Raw genomic sequence first — 16,210 nt, 5'->3', positions numbered from 1 at the left:
TACACTTTTCTCGATCCACTTCCCAACTTTTCACTTCAGTTATCGCACAATTATTAGTTTATGATGCATAAAACTAATTAATTTTTCATATAATCCGCTTTGTTTAGATTTCGAAACCTAAACAAAGAATATCCAATTAAATTGCTTTGGCAGTCAATAGGTAATTCAATTTAGAAATTTATTCTAAAATACAATGTTCACTGTCAAAAATAGCGATGACACAGATTTAGCTAATATAGAGCCTTTATTTTCTCTAATAATGTTTTTAGTTCATTTACATTTTTATTTAATACAGTTTTCATGAGCTCATTAGGTAATTTTGAACTACCAGCACCAGTTACCATCACATAATCAGCAATTACATCCACTATATCGTCTTGAGCAATTAAGACCAAACACACTCCCGCTACTCTAGTTTCTGATTTAATATTGTTAAAATTTATTTTACCTTGCATATCAATCAATGTTGAATAACTTTTGAATGAGTCATCGCCAAGGTTTTTATATTTTTCTATTAATTTGTATCTATCTATATCCCCACGTGAAACTTTCCCGATAGAACTTTCGCTATCATCTTTTGTAATTAATCCATTCATTTTTACTGTAAAATAATATGGAGTTGACTTGCAGATATCAGTTAAATATGCAGATATATCATTTTCAGTTAAATTAGAATCAGCAAAAACTAGAAACGGAAAAAACAACAAGACAAATATAACCTTTTTCATACCATCACCTTTATAATTAATTTAAGGCAATGGTATGTGATTTAACAAAACATATCAACGCTTGTTTAGCAGCCCCCGCTACTCATGTTGGATTTGAAGACGGATTGCTTTCAATTCATCGGGCATTCGTGTTGTAAATGGTTTGATTTCGCATACATTATGAATCAAAAGGAATCATGAAATGACTACAATCAAACCATTTCCAACAAGATTGCCATCAGATTTACGAAGTTATTTAGAAGAAAAAGCAAATGTAAATAAAAGAAGCTTGAATAATGAGTTAGTTGATAGACTTGAAGTTACTAGAGTTATTAAAAATATTACTCAAATAAATTTACGCGAAATTATATATGAAATTTTGATTCTTGAGCGTTATAAAAATGAGCTTAAAGCTATTACAAGCGAATATGGTAAATTAAGAGACTCCTACGTTGCGTAAAAAGCGAATTAGCTGAAGTATTTTCTTTATCTAGTGGTAAAAATGAAGAAATTGCAAGAATGAAAATGGAAAGAGCTTTAAATTATATCACTTCTGGAGTGAAAAAGCTTAGAGCTATTTCCCCCCAAAAATATTAATGCCTGATATTAAAAACCCTCTTAGAGGGTTTGATTAAATATTTTATTCTTTCTTTATTTGATATCGCTTGTCATAATCTTCATAAACTAGCGCACCACCGTGTTTAGTTATCGCTAATACAGAAACATCAGAAAGTTTAAATGTCTGAGCTTTACCAGCTACTAACTGATACCAAGAATACGGAAGATAATGTTTAGCATCAGCCAAAACACCATGCACCACAATATCCTGATTTTTGTCTAAATCATTTTTGATTGTTATTTGAACAGAAGGTTCAAATTTAGAAAAAGAATTTTTTTGTTGTTGTTGAATTTTGCTTCTAAGATTGTCAGAAAGCAATACAATCATTCCTCCACCAAATCCTCCGTTTCGTATTTGTATATCCCCAGTTAGATCTTTACCGCCGACAGTTATAGGAATTTCAAATAATGCTTTCGAGTCCATTTTTTCACGATAGCATTCTATATATTTTGCGTCGGTAAAAATATTTGAAATTGCTTCTTTTGCATCTGTTACATCAGATGATTCCTTTCTTGAGTCTTTATAATCTGCGCAAGACATAACTTCAACAACAAGTTTCGACTGAATTGTTTTAGCGGTTTCGCTATTGACATCGCTCAAATTTACGGTTGGCGCTAGCTCAACCTTACAACCCGACAGTAATGCAACAGATATTAAGCCTATTAGTATTTTTTTCATTTATTATTCCTCATCCATTAAAAATGACAAAATAACAAATTGATCATACTTTTTCAAACATTCCGCCGTCGCAAACTAGTTAGCAATGCCAGTTTGTAACGTATAAATCTCCGTTATGCTCAATCGATATTCCCAACATTTTTGATTTGGTACTATCAAACGCCAACCCTGTTTTGCTCATTTCTCGTTTATAAAGTTCAGTTTGCTTAAGCTCCTTTTGCGATATTTTGAACAGCGCATCTTTTTTTGTAGCCAACTCTTTAGCTTTGTCGATTGCATTATGAAAGGCACCGATTAATTTTTTTCTATACAACACAGCGGTAGCCACCAACGCAACGAAAACCACATTCAATGAAAATAATTTCGACCTGGTTTTATTTACAGCATTGAAATATACCATATATATACCGTTTGCAGGTTGTCGTTATCTACCGTTTAAGATTGTACTAGGTCGGGTAAAAAACTCTAAAAATCCAGACTGGAGAGACTTTTTTCGTTATCGGTCGTAACACGTCGTTGATGAAATGGCGTCCCCTACAGGATTCGAACCTGTGACCTACGGCTTAGAAGGCCGTTGCTCTATCCAGCTGAGCTAAGGAGACAAAGATATGATTTGTTGATTAGACGCAGAGTATTATATAAAGCTATTTCGATCCGTCAATGATTTTTAATCGTTTATCTGGTTAAACATACAAAATATCATCAATTTATTTTTTATTACACAATAAATTATATCTTCACGATTGTAGCTACTTTGAACAAAGTGCTTTTCGGATATTTATAATGTATTTTTATATACCCATTAATCGATGATATTTATTATAACCAGTAAAATTTAATTATTTCGCATTGGCAATTTGCGCTTTTAACATGGCGAGTCTGCTTTGCCCTTGTTGCATTTTCTTTTCTGGTGATAGTTCATTTCGTTGATCTTGCCACTCTAAATCATCTTGTGGAAGCTCCAATAAAAAACGGCTTGGTTCAACATATACCGTTTCGCCAAATTGTTTACGTTGGCGACTAAATGAAAAAGTGAGCTCTTGTTGAGCACGTGTAATACCAACATAAGCAAGGCGGCGTTCTTCTTCTATATTATCTTCATCGATGCTCGTTTGATGAGGTAACACCCCTTCAGACATTCCCACCAAATAAACATAGGGAAACTCTAAACCTTTTGAGGCATGCAAGGTCATTAATTGTACTTGATCAAGCTCTTCTTCCGTTTCATTTCGTTCCAACATATCACGTAACGTGAATCTGGCAACGGCTTGCTCTAAAGTCATTCCTTCATCAAGATCGTCACCATTTAGCATATCATTCAACCAGCTAACAAGCTGTTCCACATTTCGCATACGCATTTGACCTGCTGTGGGTGAAGCAGATGTTTCATAGATCCAACTTTCATAGTGAATACCATGCAACAGCTCATGGATAGCTTCCATTGGTTCTGATTGTGATTTTCGAATTAAACTGTCAAACCACTGGATAAACTGTTGTAATGACTCCATGCGTTTACCGGATAATAACTCTGTCAGTCCCATATCATGACTTGCTTGATATAAACTCACTGCCCGATGATTTGCCCACTCGCCAAGCTTTTGAATTGTGACCGGGCCAATTTCACGTTTAGGGGTATTAATGATACGAATAAAAGCATTATCATCGTCGGGGTTGGTTAATAAACGTAGATAAGCCATGAGATCTTTAATTTCAGTTCGAGCAAAAAACGAAGTCCCTCCCGATATTCGGTAAGGAATGCGATACTGCATCAACATTTTTTCAATTAATCGAGCTTGATGATTACCGCGATAAAGAATCGCATATTGTCCAAATTGACTATTATTGGCAAAGCGGTGGCCAATCAAATCATTTACGACTTTTTCAGCTTCATGTTCTTCATTATCGGCAGAAATTACTTTGAGCGCTTCACCATATCCTAATTCTGAAAAAAGTTTTTTTTCAAAAATATGGTGATTGTTTTCGATTAGAATATTGGCAACTTTTAATATACGGCCTGAAGAACGATAATTCTGCTCTAACTTAATGACTTCAAGAGTGGGAAAATCTTGCTTAAGTAAAACTAAATTTTTAGGACGAGCACCTCGCCAAGAATAGATAGACTGATCATCATCACCAACCACAGTAAACTTAGCGCGATCACCGACTAGTAACTTTATAAATTCATACTGGCTGGTATTCGTATCTTGATATTCATCGACCAATAAATACCGAATTCGGGTTTGCCATTTATCCCGTACCTCTTCATTATTTTTTAATAGCAAAGTTGGGAGTAAAATGAGATCATCAAAATCAAGAATACTACAAGCTTTCAATTGTTTTTCATAGAGTTGATAACAGTGAGCAAACAATTTTTCTTTATTGGTCTGTGCTCTTGCCATAGCAACAGTTGCATCAACAATATCATTTTTCCAATTTGAAATTGTTGAACGCAATTGATTGATAAGATCTTTATCACCTTCTAACCATTGCTGAGTAAGCTCAGTGAGCAATGCAGTCTGGTCATGATCATCAAATAACGAAAAGTTAGCTTTTATACCAAGATGTTTATATTCACGACGAACGATATCAAGACCTAACGTATGAAATGTCGATATTTTTAGCCCTCTTGCTTCTTGTTTACTTAAAGAATGGCTAATACGCTCTTTCATTTCCCGAGCAGCTTTGTTGGTAAAAGTTACCGCAACAATTTGACGTGGTAAATACTCTTTTACACGAATCAGATAAGCTATTTTATTGATGATAACCCGAGTTTTTCCAGAGCCAGCACCGGCTAAAACCAGACAAGGCCCGGAAACATATTCAACCGCTTGTTGTTGACTTGAATTTAAACGCACAGTATCAAAACCATAATGAAAATTGCCCGATAGTATATACCGATTCACAATCAGCGTGCAATTACGCACTAAAATTAGACTATTTAAAAACCTTTTATTGAATAAAAGTTAAAGCCTGTTCAACAATTTCTAATCCGGCCCCCTTTTTGTGCGCATTTTCGCTAAGATAACGCCGCCATTGTTTTGCGCCTTTCCTTCCATTAAATATGCCTAATGTATGACGCATAATATGATTTAACTGAGCGCCTTGTACAAGCTGTTTTTCAATATATGGATAAAGAGCTAAAATGGCTGATTTAGCGTCAATAATTGGCGTTTGTAGGCCGAAAATTTGCGAGTCTATTTGGGTTAGTAAAAGAGGATTTTGATATGCTTCTCGCCCTATCATTACCCCGTCAACATAATTTAAGTGCTGTTTTATTTCATCAATCGTTTTGATTCCACCATTAATGGCGATAGTTAAATGAGGATAATCTCGTTTAAGCTGATAAACACGCTCGTAATCGAGTGGTGGCACTTCACGATTTTCTTTTGGGCTTAACCCTGACAACCAAGCTTTGCGGGCATGTACAATAAAAGTATTGGTGTAACTCGATACTTGTTCAATAAATTGACATAAAAAACCATAACTGTCTAATTCATCGATACCGATTCGGGTTTTAACTGTGACTGGGATATCAACTTGTGCTTGCATTGCCGCTACGCAATCAGCAACCAATTTTGGCTTAGCCATTAAACAAGCACCAAACATACCATTTTGGACGCGATCTGAAGGACATCCAACGTTTAAATTGATCTCATCATAACCACGTTGCTCAGCTAATTTAGCACATTTTGCCAACGCTTTTGGATCGCTCCCACCTAATTGTAAACAGACTGGATGTTCCTGAGAATTAAACTCTAAATAATCACCTTTACCAAACAAAATCGCACCTGTGGTCACCATTTCGGTGTAAAGCAAAGTTTGTTTCGTTAAGATTCGATGAAAATATCGACAATGCTTATCAGTTAAATCGAGCATTGGGGCTATAGAAAATTTATTTAAGGTTGAATTCATTGATACACCAGTGTTTTATGCTGTTTTGATTGATTTTTAAATACTATTATTTTGGGTTATTTTATCGCATTTTGTTATATTTTTTCATTATCAGGATCCCATGACAATAGGACAAAAATAATTTTGGTTTAAAGCTATGGCTCATTATATCATAAACAAAGAGGGCAATTATATGCTGTCCCTTTGCTAAATGAAGCATGGACTATTCTGCAATCACAACTAAAACATCATAAATTTATATTTCCGTTCATTTCTAGCTCAATTACTGCTGGCTTTCAACGTGTCTGAAACAGTTTAGGAAAAGCTAATTAAAGATATCACGATCTATGACAAGAAGATGCCAGGCAATTACTTGAGCAAAGTTTTTCAATTGAGGAAGTGGCGCAGATTACCGAACACAGAAATTTATTTGCTGATAAATATTGTTAGCGTGGATTTTTAAATTGATGATGTTGTTTGGTGTATAAAACCTGAAGCCTTTCAACTGTTCGATATGAACATTCGTTTACTACCTGTTGGATTTACTGTTGTAGTCCCAGTGAGATTGTATTGGGGCATTGTGGTGCTACTTTCGGCATAAAATGATTACAAAGGTGATCAAAACATTCTAACTGATATTTTGCTAATTTCGCTCTAGTTTATGGCTTTACTCGATTAGCTTCAATACTTTTAAGTGGTTTTCGAAATTTATGTTTAGGGATTGGGATTTAAATTGCTGTTTAATTATTGATGAACGTGTTAATTCATCAATAATTAAACAACTCGTTATAGAACGAGTTTTATTCAGATTGAGATTCAGCGCTACTTGGCGGCGGCAAAGACTCGTTATAATCATCCGACTTAGTTTCAATAGGGTCGGAAATACCTTGTCTATTCATCTCTTCAAGAGTTTGAGAACCCTCTAAAGCTGATGTTTTAATATCAGTTACGATACCCATTTGGTCGAAATAAATAGAATAAGTAATTTGACTTAATTCGCCATGTTGTGGTTGTTGACGGAAAACATAGTACCAAATATTATCCCCAAAAACTGAAGTTAACATTGGTGATCCCATTATAAAAACAACTTGATCTTTAGACTGACCAACTTGTAATAAATCAATGGCTTCTTTAGTTACATAATTACCTTGGTTAATATCCGGGCGATATACCCAACGATCAACCACAGAACAACCAGTTAAAAATATACTAGTGACAATTGCAAGTGCGGTAAATTTACGAAACGGCATCTAACATAATCCATCTAAAATAAAATATAGCCATATTATCGCCGATATTTTAGCTAAGCGCTAGCCAAAATAATAAATTCTTTCATAATTATGTAATCGTAAAGTAATTCCAGCCTGGAAATAATCATGATGACTTGACAATTAAACTCGCATCAAACACTTTAATAGCTTATTATTGATAAACACCACAATTCAACTTTTAAAAAGGTAAAAAATGAAATTAGAATCGATTGAGCAAAAAGCAAGTTATGCTATCGGGCTTCAAATTGGGCAACAATTAAAAGAATCCGGTTTAAAAAATCTGGATTTAGATGCATTAAAATTAGCGATGCAAGATGTTTTGGCAGGAAATCAACCAGCATTACCATTACAAGAATTACATGATGCATTGCGTCATATTCATGAGCAAGCTGCTAAAGAAAAAGCGCAACAAGCTGAAAAAAATGCACAAGCGGGTAAAGATTTTCTAGCTGAGAATCTGAAAAAAGTAGGCGTTAAGTCCACTGAATCAGGTTTACAATATGAAATTATTACCGAAGGTAATGGCGCAATACCGAAAGCAACCGATCGCGTGCAAGTCCATTATACCGGACAGTTAATTGACGGCACTGTATTTGACAGCTCAGTCCAACGTGGACAACCAGCTGAATTCCCGGTTAATGGTGTTATTCAAGGGTGGGTTGAAGCATTACAACTTATGCCAGAGGGATCAAAATGGCGATTATATATTCCGCAAGAATTAGCTTACGGCGCCCAAGGTGCGGGTGCATCTATTGCGCCATATAGCACATTAATTTTCGATGTTGAATTATTGAAAGTGCTTTAAAAAAAATTGGACGCATTACTGCGTCCAACTTTATAAGCATCTGCCGTTAAGCAAGCAAATAAGCATTATTCACAGCAATTAGTCATAGAAAACATACCATATAAAAAATAAAAAAACAGCAACACCAATTATTATAAGCCAATCCTGTTAATCAATATTCATTTATTGCCCCAATTTGATGACCAAAAATACTAACACAACAAGCAAAACAATAATTTTTATCCCTTAAAACATAGCAGCAACTGGCTCAGAAAGTGACAATGCCCATACTAAACCACTTAATATACCAGCGTAACGATTACCATTTAATTTAATCAGCACTGATGCCATAAAAGCTAGCCTTTTAGCTTTAATAGATAATAAATAAAATATTTTTTTTCAGCAGTTGAGATAAATAGCCTAAAGTTAACCGACTAAAAATAGCAGCAATATTGAGCAAAAATACGCCATATTTAATACAGTTAAACGATTAAAAGTATATCAATTTAAACTTACGCAGTGTATAACTCGGCTAATTTCAGCTATAATTACTGCTTTTCGACAATGATAAAAGTGTAAGGAAAGAGATATGTCAACAAACATGATTCGAATCGCCATTGCGGGTGCAGGTGGCAAAATGGGGCGCCAGCTTATCCAGTCAGTCTCCCAAATAGCCGGAGTGGAATTAGGTGCTGCATTTGAACGCAAAGGTTCCTCACTAATAGGAAGTGATGCAGGAGAACTTGCCGGTATTGGCGTTTGTGGCATAACGATTACTGATGAACTTGAACAAGCAAAAGACCAGTTTGATGTATTAATCGATTTTACTCGTCCGGAAGGCACGCTTGCACACTTAGCATTTTGTATTGAAAATAAAAAAATGATGATTATCGGTACGACCGGTTTTGATGATGCCGGAAAACAAGCAATTGTTACAGCGTCAAAAAAAATTGGGATCGTTTTTGCGGCAAACTTCAGTGTCGGCGTCAATTTAGTCTTAAAACTGCTTGAAAAAGCCGCAAAAATTATGGGCGATTACAGTGATATCGAAATTGTTGAAGCACACCATAGACACAAAGTCGATGCACCTTCAGGAACAGCGCTTGCTATGGGGGAATCGATTGCTGAAGCATTAAATTTTGATTTAAAAGATCGTGCAGTCTATTGCCGTCAAGGACATACCGGTGAAAGACCTAAAGGCGCCATTGGATTTGCAACAATTCGAGCAGGTGACATTGTTGGTGAACATACAGCCATTTTTGCCGATATCGGTGAACGTGTCGAAATCACCCATAAAGCTTCGAGCCGGATGACATTTTCTAATGGCGCTGTTCGAGCGGCATTATGGCTTGCCAAGCAACCGGTTGGCTTATATGACATGCGTGACGTACTTAATTTAAATAATTTATAATATTAAGCCATGTCTGATGAGTACTGGATGCAACACGCAATCAAGCTTGCTAATCATGCCGAATCTATTGGAGAGATCCCTGTCGGTGCAGTGATTGTTGATGAGAATAATCAAATTATTGGTGAAGGTTTTAATCAACCCATTTCAAAGCACAACCCTACTGCACATGCAGAGATGATTGCTATTGCACAAGCCGGCGAGTTTTTAAAAAATTACCGTCTGGTCAATACGACACTTTATGTCACCCTTGAGCCTTGTATTATGTGTGCTGGTGCCATTATCCATAGCCGTATTAAACGGGTAGTATATGGTGCGAGTGACTTGAAAACGGGGGCTGCCGGCTCCTTCACTAACATTTTATCACACGAAGGTATTAACCATTTTGCTCAGGTTACAGGTGGTGTGTTGGCACAAGAGTGTAGCACATTGCTAAGTAATTTTTTCAAAAAGCGTCGGCAACAAAAGAAGTTACTTAAAATAGATTGTAAAAAAGTTTCAGATTAAGTATACGTTTAAGTAGGAAGTCTAAAGATGATTTTCTAATCGACATTAATTAAATAAGCTTACTTATTCTTTTTATCAGGTAAAATTGTTAAAATCATACCTAATTTTAAAATATCAACTTGAGTTATTAGTAATGAAGAAACACACATTGGAAATGATGATATCAGCGGAAGATATACAAAAACGCATCATCGAACTAGGTCAGCAAATTAGTCAAGATTATGCGCATAGTCAAAATGAACTTATTTTAGTTGGCTTACTACGTGGGTCATTTATTTTTATGGCCGATCTTAGCCGAGCAATTACCGTCGGTCACGAAGTCGATTTTATGACAGCCTCGAGCTATGGCAATGCGGTAATCAGTAATCGAGATGTCAAAATATTAAAAGATTTAGATGAAGATATTCGTGATAAAGATGTGTTAATTGTGGAAGATATTATTGATACAGGTAATACTTTAAGTAAAGTGCTGGCGATATTAAAGTTACGTCACCCACGCAGCATTGAAATTTGTACGCTATTAGATAAGCCGTCACGCCGTGAGGTTTCTGTACCGGTTAAATATATCGGCTTTTCTATTCCAGATGAGTTTGTAGTTGGTTATGGCATTGATTACGCGCAACACTACCGTCATTTACCTTATATTGGTCATGTAACATTACTTGAATCTTAAAATTATCGAGGTGCCTGTGTCACGATTGTCCGGTTCATTGTGTTTACTTTTAGCGATAACCACAGCATCAAGTTATGCTGATATGAAGTTATCTATCAAAGGATTATCCGGCGAACTTGAAGATAATGTTGATGCTCGCATTTCATTAATTACCCCAGATCAAATCGATAATACCCCTAATTTCAAACGTTATTTTGAAAGTGAAACCAAAAAAGCGTTACGAGCTTTAGGTTATTATTCGCCAACTTTTCGATATGATAATCAGGATCCTAAAGTATTAGTTGTGCACGTCTCACCCGGTGAGCCGGTTAAGATTGAAAAACTCAATGTAAACATTACCGGTGAAGGACAAAATGATGCCGATTTTCAAGCTTTATTATCACAAGACTTACCTAAAATTGGCGATACATTAAATCACGGTGTTTATGAATCGTTCAAAAAAAGTTTACAAAGTATATCACTTAAAAAAGGCTATTTTGATGCCGATATGACCAAACATCAATTAGCTGTTGCCGATATGTATCATCAAGCATTCTGGAACATTGATTTCAACACCGGACAGCGTTACAAATTTGGTAAAGTTAATTTTCATGATGCCAAAATTCGAAAAGATTATTTAGATAACATCGTCCCATTTAAAGAAGGCGAAGCATATACTGCTGAGCAATTATCTTTGTTGAATCGACGTCTGGCATCAACCAACTGGTTCAACTCAGTGGTAGTTTCTCCGGATTTTCCACATCTTACGGCTGATAAAGCCCTACCCATTGATGTTGTCACCACACCACGCAAAAAAAATTCAATGGATTTAGGTCTTGGATTTTCAACCGACAATGGCGTACATGGAAAAATTGGTTGGAATAAACCTTGGATAAATAGTAGAGGGCAAAGTTTTCAAAGCAATCTATCACTTTCATCCCCGGAACAACTCATTACCATGAGTTATAAAATTCCACTTAAAAAATCGCCGCTTGAACAGTATTATACAATTCAAGGTGGATATAAAAAGATTGATAATAATGACACCTACTCACGCTCCTACACTTTTGGAGCACTGCGAAACTGGGATAATTTCAAAGGTTGGCAAACCGCCTTGGGTTTTAATCTATTAAGAGACGATTTTACACAAGGTGACTCAAGTTTTAGAACATTTCTTTATTACCCTTCCCTCAGTATTTCGCGCATCCGTACAGACGGTAATTTATTAGCAATGTGGGGAGATTCCCAACGTTATTCCATCGAATTAGCATCCGAGTCACTTGGCTCAGATATTAATTTAGTTCGATTTCAAGCCCAACAAACTTGGATTCGATCCTTAAAACAATCACATCGATTTATTGCAAGAGGTAACTTTGGCATAATACAAGCTAGCAATTTTGATAGAGTGCCACCTTCATTTAGATTCTTTGCTGGTGGTGATCGCAGTATTCGTGGCTATAGTTACCAATCCATTTCTCCTGAAGACAAGAAAGGCAAATTAAAAGGGGCATCGAAGCTCATCACTGGCTCAGCCGAATACCAATACAATTTTACCGGCGCATGGTGGGGAGCGATGTTCATTGATACCGGTGAAGCGATCGATAAAGTCGATAAAGCGAAATTTTATACCGGTACTGGTGTTGGCGTCCGCTGGGCTTCCCCTGTTGGCCCAATAAAAGTCGATTTAGCAACACCATTGAATAGAAAAGACACTGGCTCAATACATCTTTATATTGGTTTAGGAAGTGAATTATAATATGGCTAAAAATCCAATAAGAGTAAAGAAAGCTAACAAAATAAGAAAAAGACGCAAATGGAAAAAACGTAGTATTATTCTACTTTCCATTTTTGTTTTTCTTATTACCTTCATTATTTCAATCATTTACACCAGTTTAGGGGTAAAGCTGACAACGTTTGTGCTAAATAAATTCCTTCCGGAGCTTAAAATAGCGCAAATTGAAGGAACATTTCATGATCTGCATATCAAAGGTTTAACCCTTGAACTACCGGGTATCTATGTTAACGTCGATGATGCAACGTTTAAATTATCCGGTTTATGTTTACTGCAAACTAAGATATGTGTCGATCAATTTAACGCAAGTGACGTAACGGTATCGATAGACACCGATAAACTTGAATTATCACCTGATGAACCTATTCCGGAAAAGCGTGAAATTATCAAAACACCTTTACCAATAGAGCTTAAAAAAACCCATTTAACCAATATCAAAGTCAATGTAAATGATATGCAGTTTGGCATGTCAGATTTTACCGGTAATGGCAGATGGGTAAATGAAAAAATCTATGTATTTCCTTCCGTAGCAAAAGATTTAAGTGCAGTCTTTGCCGATAATCCGGCATTACCTCCTGCAACGCTATCGCAGCAAAATGCATTACCACTTAACGAACAAATTAATCAAATATTTAACCAGCCGTTAATTAGTTCACTTCCTCAAGTCAGTATTCCATTAGATTTTAATGTTATGAGCTTAAGCGGGAACAACTGGTTACTGCATATCGGTGGGCAAGATTACCGTTTTAATAACGTCACAATTCAAACTGATATGGTTGACAATCATATCATGGTCAAAAAAGTCGATACCGATGTCTTAACGCCTTATGCTAATGGGCATGCATTTATCACTGGCGATATAACACTTGGCGATGATTGGCCACTTAAAGCATTAATCAAAGCTGATACAGAACAAAATCATTTAAATAGTCAGATTGCTGGTCATTTACTTGGTCAACTCGATACCAATACACAAATAGAAGGCTTGAATCAAATTACATTAAATGGCCATATCAATTTTATTGAGAAATATTTACCGGTGATGGCTAAAGTAACTGGTAATCATATTCAGTGGCCAATTGAAGGTAAAGCACAATATCAATTAAATCAGTTTGATTTTGGCATTGACGGCAATGTCCAACAATATACTTTAGCAGCTAAAGCCACAGTTGAAGGTGAAAACCTACCCGACACAAGTTTTGATATTGCCGGTAATGGTACTAATCAATCCGCTACCTTCGATCATGCGAATATTAAATTGCCACAAGGTGAAGTTACTGCATCTGGTCAGATTGATTGGCAACAGGCGTTGAAATGGGATGCAAATGTCCAAATAAATAATGTTGATTTAACCAAACAATACCCGACCTACTCTATTCGCATTGCCGGTCAAGTTAAAACCAACGGTATGTTAGCTGGTGATACATGGCAATTAAATCTGCCACAATTGCAATTAAAAGGCAGTATTAAACAAGCGCCTTTCACCGCTAGTGGTAATATTTTTGCCAACTCAAATAATGCCATATCTGCAAACAATTTAGCAATAAATTGGGGCAAAAATCAGATCAATATCGATGGCTCATCAGATAAAGGCAATTTAAATGCTAAACTGAACTTGGCGTCATTATCGCTTTTGGTAGATGATATCAACGGCTCAATCGAAGGCAACATAAAAATGAGTGGTACCGCCACTGCGCCAATGATTATGACCAACTTAAATGTTAATAGCTTAAGTTTAAATAATCTATCTGTTGCTAAAGCTAACCTTATCGGTAAAGTACAATATCAAAATCAGATTAGTGGTGAGATAAAACTACTAGGACAAGGCATTGAACTCGCCAATGAAACGATCAAAAAAGCCACTATCGAACTTTCAGGGAATGAAAGCCGGCACACATTAACGGTTGATCTTAACGGAACGCCAGCATCATTTTCCACCTCATTAACCGGTCAAATTAATCATGAACGCACTAAATGGACAGGCGATCTACCACAAGCTTTATTAAAGTTAGGCGATAACAACCAGTGGCATTTAACCCATACATTACCGCTATCTTATGATTTAACTAAACAGGTACCTACAATTGGCGCGCATTGTTGGCGAAACAACAATTCAACAATCTGTCTGGATAAACCATTAATCATCGCCCCTAACACCGATACAAGTATTACTCTTAAAGATATCGACTTAACTCGATTACCCATCCCGAATGACGGTGAAACCAAATTAGAAGGCTATATCAATGGTACGGTAAAAATTAATTTTAACAACAGTAGTTCCATACCGAATATCAAAGCCAACATCAACAGCAATAAAGTTTTTGTTAAGCAGATGATTACCAATCAAGCACTACCTATCCCTTTTAATCTGTTTAACATCAATGCTGAATTTAATGAACAACAAGCGAAAGTCGATTGGAATTTTGGGTTGAATCAACTAGGTAAAATCAGTGGTGATCTCACCATTAGCGACCCGATGCAACAAAAAAGGCTTAGTGGTCAATTAGCGATTAATAATTTGGCTCTGGCGATTATAAACCCGCTACTTGATAAGAATGATTATGCCAAAGGTGCCATTAATGGGGTTGTTAAATTTTCCGGAACACTTAATGATCCTTACTTAAATGGTGGAATTAACTTAAAACATATCGAAATCAAATCCAGCCAACTACCTGTCGATGTTAAATCCGCTATTGTTGATATCGACTTTAACGGCAAATCATCAACCTTAAAAGGTCACTTAACCACAAAAGCAGGTAACATTAATCTTAATGGTCAAGCCAGTTGGAACACTTTGAATAAATGGCAAGCAAGCTTAGTTGTCAACGGTGCGGCTATGGAAGTAACCGTACCGCCAATGATTGTAATGACTGTCATACCAGATATAAAAATCAATGCTAATCAAGACGAGTTAACTTTACTAGGAAAGGTCACCATTCCTAAAGGAAAAATCACGGTTGAATCACTGCCACCGTCAAGTATTGATGTTTCACCGGATGAAGTCATGCTGGATAAAAACTATAAGCAAATCGAACCACAAAAATTTGGTATGAAAATAAATAGTCATCTTGAAATCAACATTGGCGATAAAGTAACCGTCGATGCCTTTGGTTTAAATGCCTCGTTAAAAGGCAATTTAATTGCAACCCAAACCAATAAAGGTTTAGATTTACATGGTGAAATATTAGTTCCAACTGGTCGCTTTCATGCTTATGGACAAGATTTGATTATCCGCAAAGGCATTATTACCTTCTCAGGCCCAACTGATCAAGCTATGCTAGAAATTGAGGCAATCCGTAATCCCGACTCTATGGACAATAATAATATCACTGCCGGAATACGCGTGACCGGCACTTCAGAAGATCCAAAAATTGAGGTCTTTTCCGATCCGTCCATGTCTCAACAAGAAGCCTTATCTTATTTGGTTCGAGGACAAGGGCTTGATAGCTCAGATCAAAGTGATAACGATATGATGACCGCATTATTAGTTGGTTTCGGAACTGCCAAAACAGGTAAGTTTATCGGTGATATTGGTAATGCATTTGGCATTAAAAATCTTTCGTTAGATACGCAAGGCGCAGGAAACAACTCCAAAGTTGTGGTGAGTGGTTATATTTTACCTAATTTACAACTTAAATATGGTGTTGGAATCTTTGATTCACTGGCAATATTTACTTTAAGATATAGACTTCTGCCTAGCTTATATTTAGAGGCGGCCTCGGGTCTTGCTCAAACATTGGATTTAATTTACCAATTTGATTTTTAACTCAGTAAAAATAAAATTTTAGTTAATCTTGAAAGTATACTTGGGATTGGTTGGACTGAAGATAAATGTTTTATCATTCAATCAAAAACATAGGCAAATCACAATTATTTACTATTATCTAAAACCCCATTAAAC

Annotated in this window: 13 protein-coding genes and 1 tRNA gene; 7 read left to right on the top strand and 7 right to left on the bottom strand. The window is 36.1% G+C overall.

Going from position 1 to position 16,210, the window contains the following annotated elements:
• Nucleotides 1-230: 230 nt before the first annotated feature.
• The gene (locus GYM74_RS05190; RefSeq protein WP_220219425.1) at nt 231-728 is read right to left on the bottom strand and encodes a hypothetical protein; all 498 of its coding nucleotides are present in this window, start codon (nt 726-728) and stop codon (nt 231-233) included.
• Between the two features lie 181 nt (nt 729-909).
• Here GYM74_RS05190 and GYM74_RS05185 point away from each other — a divergent pair, with 181 nt between their 5' ends.
• Complete coding sequence (locus GYM74_RS05185; protein WP_220219424.1) at nt 910-1,167, top strand: Arc family DNA-binding protein; 258 nt, start codon at nt 910-912, stop codon at nt 1,165-1,167.
• A 180-nt stretch (nt 1,168-1,347) separates the two neighbouring features.
• On the opposite strand, the gene GYM74_RS05180 is transcribed toward GYM74_RS05185, so the two are convergent.
• The 6 genes from GYM74_RS05180 to bamE all read right to left on the bottom strand — a co-directional run bounded on the left by GYM74_RS05180 (nt 1,348) and on the right by bamE (nt 7,145).
• Nucleotides 1,348-2,004: a hypothetical protein gene (locus tag GYM74_RS05180; protein WP_220219423.1), complete on the bottom strand. Its 657-nt coding sequence runs from the start codon at nt 2,002-2,004 to the stop codon at nt 1,348-1,350.
• 79 nt (nt 2,005-2,083) lie between these two features.
• A complete protein-coding gene (locus tag GYM74_RS05175; RefSeq protein ID WP_220219422.1) occupies nt 2,084-2,404 on the bottom strand; it encodes a hypothetical protein in 321 nt (106 codons plus the stop codon).
• A 125-nt stretch (nt 2,405-2,529) separates the two neighbouring features.
• Nucleotides 2,530-2,606, bottom strand: a tRNA-Arg gene (locus GYM74_RS05170).
• A 237-nt stretch (nt 2,607-2,843) separates the two neighbouring features.
• A complete protein-coding gene (gene rep, locus GYM74_RS05165; RefSeq protein ID WP_220219630.1) occupies nt 2,844-4,859 on the bottom strand; it encodes a DNA helicase Rep in 2,016 nt (671 codons plus the stop codon).
• A gap of 94 nt (nt 4,860-4,953) precedes the next feature.
• Nucleotides 4,954-5,916, bottom strand: coding sequence for a tRNA dihydrouridine(20/20a) synthase DusA (dusA, locus tag GYM74_RS05160; protein ID WP_220219421.1), 963 nt, complete (start codon nt 5,914-5,916; stop codon nt 4,954-4,956).
• 779 nt (nt 5,917-6,695) lie between these two features.
• A complete protein-coding gene (gene bamE / locus GYM74_RS05155) occupies nt 6,696-7,145 on the bottom strand; it encodes an outer membrane protein assembly factor BamE (protein ID WP_220219420.1) in 450 nt (149 codons plus the stop codon).
• A gap of 214 nt (nt 7,146-7,359) precedes the next feature.
• Between bamE and GYM74_RS05150 the strand changes: the two genes are divergently transcribed.
• The 6 genes from GYM74_RS05150 (at nt 7,360) to GYM74_RS05125 (ending at nt 16,075) form a co-directional block, all read left to right on the top strand.
• A complete protein-coding gene (locus tag GYM74_RS05150; protein ID WP_220219419.1) occupies nt 7,360-7,971 on the top strand; it encodes an FKBP-type peptidyl-prolyl cis-trans isomerase in 612 nt (203 codons plus the stop codon).
• Nucleotides 7,972-8,539: 568 nt separating this feature from the next.
• Nucleotides 8,540-9,361 carry a 4-hydroxy-tetrahydrodipicolinate reductase gene (gene dapB / locus GYM74_RS05145; RefSeq protein WP_220219418.1) on the top strand — a complete coding sequence of 274 codons (822 nt, stop codon included), beginning with the start codon at nt 8,540-8,542 and terminating at the stop codon, nt 9,359-9,361.
• Between the two features lie 9 nt (nt 9,362-9,370).
• Nucleotides 9,371-9,865 carry a tRNA adenosine(34) deaminase TadA gene (gene tadA, locus GYM74_RS05140; RefSeq protein ID WP_220219417.1) on the top strand — a complete coding sequence of 165 codons (495 nt, stop codon included), beginning with the start codon at nt 9,371-9,373 and terminating at the stop codon, nt 9,863-9,865.
• A gap of 133 nt (nt 9,866-9,998) precedes the next feature.
• Nucleotides 9,999-10,538 carry a hypoxanthine phosphoribosyltransferase gene (hpt, locus tag GYM74_RS05135; protein ID WP_220219416.1) on the top strand — a complete coding sequence of 180 codons (540 nt, stop codon included), beginning with the start codon at nt 9,999-10,001 and terminating at the stop codon, nt 10,536-10,538.
• A gap of 10 nt (nt 10,539-10,548) precedes the next feature.
• A complete protein-coding gene (locus GYM74_RS05130) occupies nt 10,549-12,273 on the top strand; it encodes an autotransporter assembly complex family protein (RefSeq protein WP_366518693.1) in 1,725 nt (574 codons plus the stop codon).
• A 1-nt stretch (nt 12,274) separates the two neighbouring features.
• Nucleotides 12,275-16,075 carry a translocation/assembly module TamB domain-containing protein gene (locus GYM74_RS05125; protein ID WP_220219415.1) on the top strand — a complete coding sequence of 1,267 codons (3,801 nt, stop codon included), beginning with the start codon at nt 12,275-12,277 and terminating at the stop codon, nt 16,073-16,075.
• The last annotated feature ends 135 nt before the right edge of the window (nt 16,076-16,210 follow it).

It is taken from the genome of Gilliamella sp. ESL0405 (assembly GCF_019469205.1).
Classification (GTDB): domain Bacteria; phylum Pseudomonadota; class Gammaproteobacteria; order Enterobacterales; family Orbaceae; genus Gilliamella.
This window is presented reverse-complemented; position numbering and strand designations above follow the sequence as displayed.

What these genes read in the sequence shown, in the direction of transcription:
- GYM74_RS05190 (WP_220219425.1), bottom strand. Translation starts at nt 728, where the DNA reads ATGAAAAAGGTTATATTTGTCTTGTTGTTTTTTCCGTTTCTAGTTTTT.
- GYM74_RS05185 (WP_220219424.1), top strand. Translation starts at nt 910, where the DNA reads ATGACTACAATCAAACCATTTCCAACAAGATTGCCATCAGATTTACGA.
- GYM74_RS05180 (WP_220219423.1), bottom strand. Translation starts at nt 2,004, where the DNA reads ATGAAAAAAATACTAATAGGCTTAATATCTGTTGCATTACTGTCGGGT.
- GYM74_RS05175 (WP_220219422.1), bottom strand. Translation starts at nt 2,404, where the DNA reads ATGGTATATTTCAATGCTGTAAATAAAACCAGGTCGAAATTATTTTCA.
- dusA (WP_220219421.1), bottom strand. Translation starts at nt 5,916, where the DNA reads ATGAATTCAACCTTAAATAAATTTTCTATAGCCCCAATGCTCGATTTA.
- bamE (WP_220219420.1), bottom strand. Translation starts at nt 7,145, where the DNA reads ATGCCGTTTCGTAAATTTACCGCACTTGCAATTGTCACTAGTATATTT.
- GYM74_RS05150 (WP_220219419.1), top strand. Translation starts at nt 7,360, where the DNA reads ATGAAATTAGAATCGATTGAGCAAAAAGCAAGTTATGCTATCGGGCTT.
- dapB (WP_220219418.1), top strand. Translation starts at nt 8,540, where the DNA reads ATGTCAACAAACATGATTCGAATCGCCATTGCGGGTGCAGGTGGCAAA.
- tadA (WP_220219417.1), top strand. Translation starts at nt 9,371, where the DNA reads ATGTCTGATGAGTACTGGATGCAACACGCAATCAAGCTTGCTAATCAT.
- hpt (WP_220219416.1), top strand. Translation starts at nt 9,999, where the DNA reads ATGAAGAAACACACATTGGAAATGATGATATCAGCGGAAGATATACAA.
- GYM74_RS05125 (WP_220219415.1), top strand. Translation starts at nt 12,275, where the DNA reads ATGGCTAAAAATCCAATAAGAGTAAAGAAAGCTAACAAAATAAGAAAA.